Genomic DNA, 6100 nt, shown 5'->3' on the forward strand with positions numbered 1-6100 from the left:
AAGCCGCACTGAGGGGGACCTCCACATGCAGGCCGCGCCCGTCCGCGCCACCGCGATCCCTTCCTTCACCGACGCCCTGCGCGCCGTCGAGTCCCTGCTCATGAGCGGCGGCCAGCGCACCGCCCGGCGCAACGCCTGGACCTCCGTCCTGGAGGACCGCCGCCGCGCCAAGGACCGTTTCGAGGCGCAGCGCGTCCTCGAGGAGTTCACCTCCGCCAGCTCCTGACCGCCCCCGCCTTCCAGCAGCCGGACACTGCCGTCGTCGGCGCCGCCGGGGCCACGTAGACTGCGTGGCATGGCGAGGAAGGACACGGCGGCGGACGCCGCTAACCCCGGGCGACTGAAGCAGATCGCCCTGACCTACAAGATGACTCGCAAGGCCGACAAGAAGATCGGTCTTGTGCTCGCGGCTGTCGGAATCGTCACCTTCGGTGTCTTCCTCGCGATCGGCTTCTTGATCGGCCACCCCATCTATCTCGGCATCCTGGGCTTGCTGCTCGCCTTCCTCGCGACGGCGATCGTGTTCGGCCGCAGGGCCGAGCGGGCCGCCTTCGGCCAGATGGAAGGCCAGCCGGGCGCTGCGGCGGCCGTGCTGGACAACGTCGGCCGAGGATGGACCACCACCCCCGCGGTGGCCATGAACCGCAGCCAGGACGTGGTGCACCGGGCCGTCGGCAAGGCCGGCATCGTCCTGGTCGCCGAGGGCAACCCGAACCGGGTGAAGGGCCTGCTGGCCGCCGAGAAGAAGAAGATGAACCGCGTGGTCGCGGACGTCCCCGTGCACGACCTGATCGTGGGCACGGGCGAGGGACAGGTCGAGCTGAAGAAGCTGCGGACCACCATGCTGAAGCTGCCGCGGGTGCTGACCGGCCCCCAGGTGACGTCCACCAACGACCGGCTGCGCGCCATGGGCGACCTGATGAGCAACATGCCGCTGCCCAAGGGCCCCATGCCCAAGGGCATGCGCATGCCGAGGGGCGGCCCGAAGGCCCGCTGACCCACCCGACCCCGTCGACGACAGAAGGAGGGGCGCCCGGTCAAACCGGGCGCCCCTCCTTCGTCTCTTCCGTCTCTTCGTCTCTTCGAGGCCCTAGATCCGGACTTCCACCGTCCTGGCCAGCCGGTCGTGGAGGCCGCGGCCGTCGCGGTCCCAGATCAGGGGCGGAAGGGCGAGGCAGAGCAGGGCGGTGCGCAGCAGGGCGCGCAGCGGGTTGACCGTGCCGGTGTCCAGGGCGACCACGCGCAGGCCGAAGAGCCGCTTGCCGGGGGTGAAGCCGAGGGTGCCGACGGTCAGCACGCCGGTCACGAAGAAGATCAGCAGGGCCCAGTTGCTGGTCGCCTGACCGTAGCCGTCGGTGATCAGGCCGTATGCGATCAGGAGGCACAGGCCCCAGTCGACGGCCAGCGCGCCGAGCCGGCGGCCGGGACGGGCGATCGAGCCGGGTCCCGACTCGGGGAGGCCCAACTGTTCGCCCCGGTACCCGAAGTCGGCGCCGGCGTCCTCCATGGCCGCGCGGGGGCCGGACAGCCACGATCCGAGTGCTTGCCTGTTGTCCACCCGACCACGGTACTGCGCCCGCGTACGACCGGGGCACGGCGGGGGTGGCGGCGGCCGCCGACCGGGCTACGGTGGAACCGAAGGCGGTTAACTTCTGCGAAACAAATGAGTCACGCCAGAGAAATCACCCGTCCCTAGGGTCGGGGTCAGCGTGTGCCACCGCACTGGCCGCACGAACGAACTACCACCCCGGCGCGACGGTCGGGAGTAGGAGGAGCTGGATGTTCCAGAACGCCGACGAGGCCAAGAAGTTCATCGCGGACGAGGACGTCAAGTTCGTCGACGTCCGCTTCTGCGACCTGCCGGGCGTCATGCAGCACTTCACGGTGCCCGTCGAGGCGTTCGACCCGGACGAGGAGCTCGCGTTCGACGGCTCGTCGATCCGCGGTTTCCAGGCGATCCACGAGTCCGACATGGCGCTGCGCGCCGACCTGTCGACCTCGCGCGTGGACCCGTTCCGCCGCGACAAGACGCTGAACATCAACTTCTTCATCCACGACCCGATCACGGGCGAGCAGTACTCCCGTGACCCGCGCAACGTGGCGAAGAAGGCCGAGGCCTACCTCGCGTCGACCGGTATCGCGGACACGGCGTACTTCGGCCCCGAGGCCGAGTTCTACGTTTTCGACAGCGTGCGCTTCCAGACCTCCGCGAACGAGTCCTTCTACCACATCGACTCCGAGGCGGGCGCCTGGAACACCGGTGCGCTGGAGGACAACCGCGGTTACAAGGTCCGCTACAAGGGCGGCTACTTCCCGGTCCCGCCGGTCGACCACTTCGCCGACCTGCGCGCCGAGATCTCCCTGGAGCTGGAGAAGAACGGCCTGAAGGTCGAGCGCCAGCACCACGAGGTGGGCACCGCCGGCCAGGCCGAGATCAACTACAAGTTCAACACGCTGCTCGCCGCGGCCGACGACCTCCAGCTCTTCAAGTACATCGTGAAGAACGTCGCCTGGCGCAACGGCAAGACCGCGACCTTCATGCCGAAGCCGATCTTCGGCGACAACGGCTCGGGCATGCACGTGCACCAGTCGCTGTGGTCCGGCGGCTCCCCGCTGTTCTACGACGAGGCCGGCTACGCGGGCCTGTCGGACATGGCCCGCTACTACATCGGCGGCATCCTCAAGCACGCCCCGTCGCTGCTGGCCTTCACCAACCCGACGGTGAACTCCTACCACCGTCTGGTCCCGGGCTTCGAGGCTCCGGTCAACCTGGTGTACTCGCAGCGCAACCGCTCCGCGGCCATGCGTATCCCGATCACGGGCTCCAACCCGAAGGCCAAGCGCGTCGAATTCCGCGCGCCCGACTCCTCCGGCAACCCGTACCTGGCGTTCTCCGCGCTGCTGCTCGCGGGCCTGGACGGCATCAAGAACAAGATCGAGCCGGCCGAGCCGATCGACAAGGACCTCTACGAGCTGGCCCCCGAGGAGCACGCGGGTGTCGCGCAGGTCCCGACCTCGCTGCCGGCCGTCCTGGACCGCCTCGAGGCGGACCACGAGTTCCTGCTCGCCGGTGACGTCTTCACGTCCGACCTGATCGAGACGTGGATCGACTACAAGCGCACCAACGAGATCGCGCCGCTCCAGCTGCGTCCGCACCCGCACGAGTTCGAGCTCTACTTCGACGTGTGACCGGACCGCGCGCGCGTGACGCGTGAGGCTCCCGGCGCCCCCGCTCCTGTTCCCCAGGGCGGGGGCGCCGTCGTTTCGTTGGCCGGGCCCGGTGCGTCGTCGTATGGTTCGTGCACAGCTGTTCGACAGAGGCGACGGGGAGACGGGGATGTCCGAACAGGACGACGTGGAGCGGGAGTTCGACATCAGATGGGCGGAGGCGGCGGAGCACAAGGAGCCCTCCGCGCGGGCCCGGATGCTGGCCGCCCGCTGGAAGGAGAACCCGCCCGAGCCGCAGCCGTTCCGGGCCGACCCGATCGCGGCCGCACCGCGCAGATCGTCCTGGGTGTCGACGACGATCGTGCTGGGCTGTGTGGCCGCGGTGATCTTCCTGCTGGGGTACGCGCAGTACCGGTCGCCCTACTAGAGCAGGCCTTTCCGCCTGGGAGCCTTTGCGGGGCCTAGGGGCGGGCGCGACCGGTTCATGGGGTGCGTGGGGGCACACTGGGGCTTGGGACGAGTGCCTGACCACGGGGTGGTGATGCAGATGCGGAGCCGTTTCCAGGGCGACCGAGGGCTGACCGTGCGGATGACGGTCACGATGTTCCTGCTCGGCCTGCTGTACGTGGCCTTCGTCGCCGCGTTGATCGTCCTGCTCAAGTCCTGGCTGCTGGTCGTCGTGCTGATCGCGGCGATGTTCGTCGCGCAGTTCTGGTTCTCCGACCGGATCGCGATGTTCGCCATGCGCGGGCGGGCCGTGGAGCGCGAGGAGTATCCCGAGCTGCACGCGGTCGTCGACCGGCTGTGCGCGATCGCCGACATGCCGAAGCCGGTGGTCGCCGTGTCCGCGATGGACATGCCGAACGCGTTCGCGACCGGGCGCGACCCCGATCACGCCGTGGTCTGTGTGACCACGGGGCTGCTGCGCAGGCTGGAGCCCGCGGAGCTGGAGGGGGTGCTCGCGCACGAGCTGTCGCACGTGGCGCACAAGGACGTCGCCGTGATCACCGTCGCGTCCTTCCTCGGTGTGATCGCGGGCCTGATCGTGCGGTTCGCCTTCTACTCGCAGGTCTTCGGCGGGGGTCGCAGGGACCAGAACACCGCGATGGTCTTCGCCGCGGTGATGAGCGTGTCGGCGGCCGTGTACGCGATCAGCTTCCTGCTGATCAGGGCGCTGTCCCGGTACCGGGAGCTGGCCGCGGACCGGGCGGCGGCGCTGCTCACGGGCCGTCCCTCCGCACTGGCGTCCGCGCTCACCAAGGTCTCGGGCGACATCGCCCGCATCCCGACGAAGGACCTGCGCACGGCCCAGGCCTTCAACGCCTTCTACTTCACCCCGGCGGCCGGCAAGGAGCCCGGTCTCGAGCAGTACTTCTCCACCCACCCGAGCCTGGAGCAGCGGCTCGCCCAGCTGGGCCGTATCTCGGCCGAGCTGGGCGAGGCGGCGGCTCCCGGGAAGGCGGGCTGAGCATGGGGCTGCTCGACATCCTCCTCGGTCGTACGAAGCCGGTCGCGCCCGATCTCGACCAGTTGTTCGCGCTGCCGTCGGCGGCGGTGACGCTGGAGGCGGCGACCGGGTTCACCCCGACCGGGCGGGGCGCGGTGTGCTTCGCGACGGTCGAGGGCGCCGCGTTCGAGCAGACGCACCGCGAGGTGCGGGCCCTCCTCGACGCGGACGCCGACCGCACGGGCCCGCCGGTGGAGCTCGGCCAGGACGGCTACGGCTACTCCTGGCTGGTCTCACGCCGGGCGCCCGACGAGTTGTCGCTGCTCGTCAACGACCTGCACGCGGTGAACAGCTCGATGGAGGTCAACGGCTTCGGCCCCCAGCTCCTGTGCTCCCTGGCCGGCTTCCGCGACGAGGCGGGGCGGACGCTGGCTCTGGTGTACCTGTACAAGAGGGGCACCTTCTACCCGCTGTGTACGCTCTCCGGCCGGCACAAGCGCGACAACGCGCTGGAGCTGCAGGTGGCCGCCGCACTGGGGAGCGATCTCCGTATCGAGCCGGACAAGAGCCGCTGGTTCCCGCTCTGGGACGCACCCGGCATGACCCCCTGAGGTCGTTCGGGGACGGCGTCCGATTCTTCAGCCTCCAGTCCTCGCCCCTATCCTATGGCAGGCGGGGGGGCGCTGCCGATGCCTCGTGGCCGTCCGTGGAACCACGACCAGGAGGTTGACCGGTGATCACTCTGACCGCAGTCGGAGGAGTGGCCCTGGTCGAACTGGGCATGGCCCTGACTCCGGGACCGAACATGATCCACCTCGCCTCCCGCGCGATCACCCAGGGCCGCAGGGCGGGCCTGGTCAGCCTCAGCGGGACCGCCGTGGGGTTCGTGTGCTACCTGCTGGCCGCGGCTGCGGGCCTGGCCGCTCTGTTCGCCGCCGTGCCGGTGGCGTTCATGGTGGTCAAGCTTGCCGGGGCCGCCTACCTGGCCTATCTCGCCTGGGGCATGCTCAAGCCCGGCGGCCGCTCGCCCTTCGCTCCGGCCCGGGACCTGTCTCCGGTCTCCGACGCCCGCCTGTTCTCGACGGGGCTGCTGACCAACTTGCTGAACCCCAAGATCGCTCTGATGTACGCGGCCCTTCTGCCCCAGTTCCTGGACCCCCAGGCCGGTCCGGCCTGGGGGCAGCTGCTCCAACTCGGTGGCGTGCAGATCGTCGTGGGCATCTGCGTGAACGCTCTGATCATGCTGGGCGCGGCGCGGGTGTCGGGGTTCCTGACCGCCCGGCCCCGCGCCATGGCCGTCCAGCGGTTCACGGCGGGTGGCCTGCTCGGCGCCTTCGCGCTGCGCACCGCCCTGTCCCGGACTCCTGTCTCCACCTAGGGCGTGTTTCGAAAGTAGCGTCGTCCGCCCGGAGGGCGGGGCTCGCGGCGGCGATGGGGGCACCTCCCGCGCGAGTTCGGTTCGAGCGTGGGGGAGCGTGCGATCGC

Annotated in this window: 8 protein-coding genes; 7 read left to right on the top strand and 1 reads right to left on the bottom strand. The window is 69.9% G+C overall.

The window, feature by feature from the left end; genetic code table 11:
• Positions 1 to 25: 25 nt before the first annotated feature.
• A complete protein-coding gene (locus ACIRS4_RS08870; protein WP_358799336.1) occupies positions 26 to 226 on the top strand; it encodes a hypothetical protein in 201 nt (66 codons plus the stop codon).
• A gap of 69 nt (positions 227 to 295) precedes the next feature.
• The gene (locus tag ACIRS4_RS08875; protein ID WP_130437120.1) at positions 296 to 997 is read left to right on the top strand and encodes a DUF4191 domain-containing protein; all 702 of its coding nucleotides are present in this window, start codon (positions 296 to 298) and stop codon (positions 995 to 997) included.
• 93 nt (positions 998 to 1090) lie between these two features.
• Here the strand turns inward: ACIRS4_RS08875 and ACIRS4_RS08880 are convergent, their stop codons facing one another.
• On the bottom strand, positions 1091 to 1558 hold the full coding sequence (locus ACIRS4_RS08880; RefSeq protein WP_130437119.1) for an RDD family protein: 468 nt from the start codon (positions 1556 to 1558) through the stop codon (positions 1091 to 1093).
• Positions 1559 to 1779: 221 nt separating this feature from the next.
• On the opposite strand from ACIRS4_RS08880, the gene glnA reads away from it, so the two are divergent.
• The 5 genes from glnA (at position 1780) to ACIRS4_RS08905 (ending at position 5993) form a co-directional block, all read left to right on the top strand.
• Entirely contained in the window at positions 1780 to 3189 is a 1410-nt protein-coding gene (glnA, locus tag ACIRS4_RS08885) for a type I glutamate--ammonia ligase (protein ID WP_404192064.1), read from the top strand.
• A 148-nt stretch (positions 3190 to 3337) separates the two neighbouring features.
• Positions 3338 to 3595: a hypothetical protein gene (locus tag ACIRS4_RS08890; RefSeq protein WP_404192067.1), complete on the top strand. Its 258-nt coding sequence runs from the start codon at positions 3338 to 3340 to the stop codon at positions 3593 to 3595.
• 120 nt (positions 3596 to 3715) lie between these two features.
• A complete protein-coding gene (htpX, locus tag ACIRS4_RS08895; RefSeq protein ID WP_404192130.1) occupies positions 3716 to 4636 on the top strand; it encodes a zinc metalloprotease HtpX in 921 nt (306 codons plus the stop codon).
• A gap of 2 nt (positions 4637 to 4638) precedes the next feature.
• The gene (locus tag ACIRS4_RS08900; RefSeq protein ID WP_404192070.1) at positions 4639 to 5226 is read left to right on the top strand and encodes a hypothetical protein; all 588 of its coding nucleotides are present in this window, start codon (positions 4639 to 4641) and stop codon (positions 5224 to 5226) included.
• Positions 5227 to 5348: 122 nt separating this feature from the next.
• A complete protein-coding gene (locus ACIRS4_RS08905) occupies positions 5349 to 5993 on the top strand; it encodes a LysE family translocator (RefSeq protein ID WP_404192073.1) in 645 nt (214 codons plus the stop codon).
• Positions 5994 to 6100: the final 107 nt, after the last annotated feature.

The sequence above is a fragment of the Streptomyces sp. NPDC101166 genome, assembly GCF_044768125.1.
Classification (GTDB): Bacteria; Actinomycetota; Actinomycetes; order Streptomycetales; family Streptomycetaceae; genus Streptomyces.

Excerpts from the sequence above, each read along its gene's own strand:
- htpX (WP_404192130.1), top strand. The coding sequence starts at position 3,716 with ATGCGGAGCCGTTTCCAGGGCGACCGAGGGCTGACCGTGCGGATGACG.
- ACIRS4_RS08870 (WP_358799336.1), top strand. The coding sequence starts at position 26 with ATGCAGGCCGCGCCCGTCCGCGCCACCGCGATCCCTTCCTTCACCGAC.
- ACIRS4_RS08875 (WP_130437120.1), top strand. The coding sequence starts at position 296 with ATGGCGAGGAAGGACACGGCGGCGGACGCCGCTAACCCCGGGCGACTG.
- glnA (WP_404192064.1), top strand. The coding sequence starts at position 1,780 with ATGTTCCAGAACGCCGACGAGGCCAAGAAGTTCATCGCGGACGAGGAC.
- ACIRS4_RS08900 (WP_404192070.1), top strand. The coding sequence starts at position 4,639 with ATGGGGCTGCTCGACATCCTCCTCGGTCGTACGAAGCCGGTCGCGCCC.
- ACIRS4_RS08890 (WP_404192067.1), top strand. The coding sequence starts at position 3,338 with ATGTCCGAACAGGACGACGTGGAGCGGGAGTTCGACATCAGATGGGCG.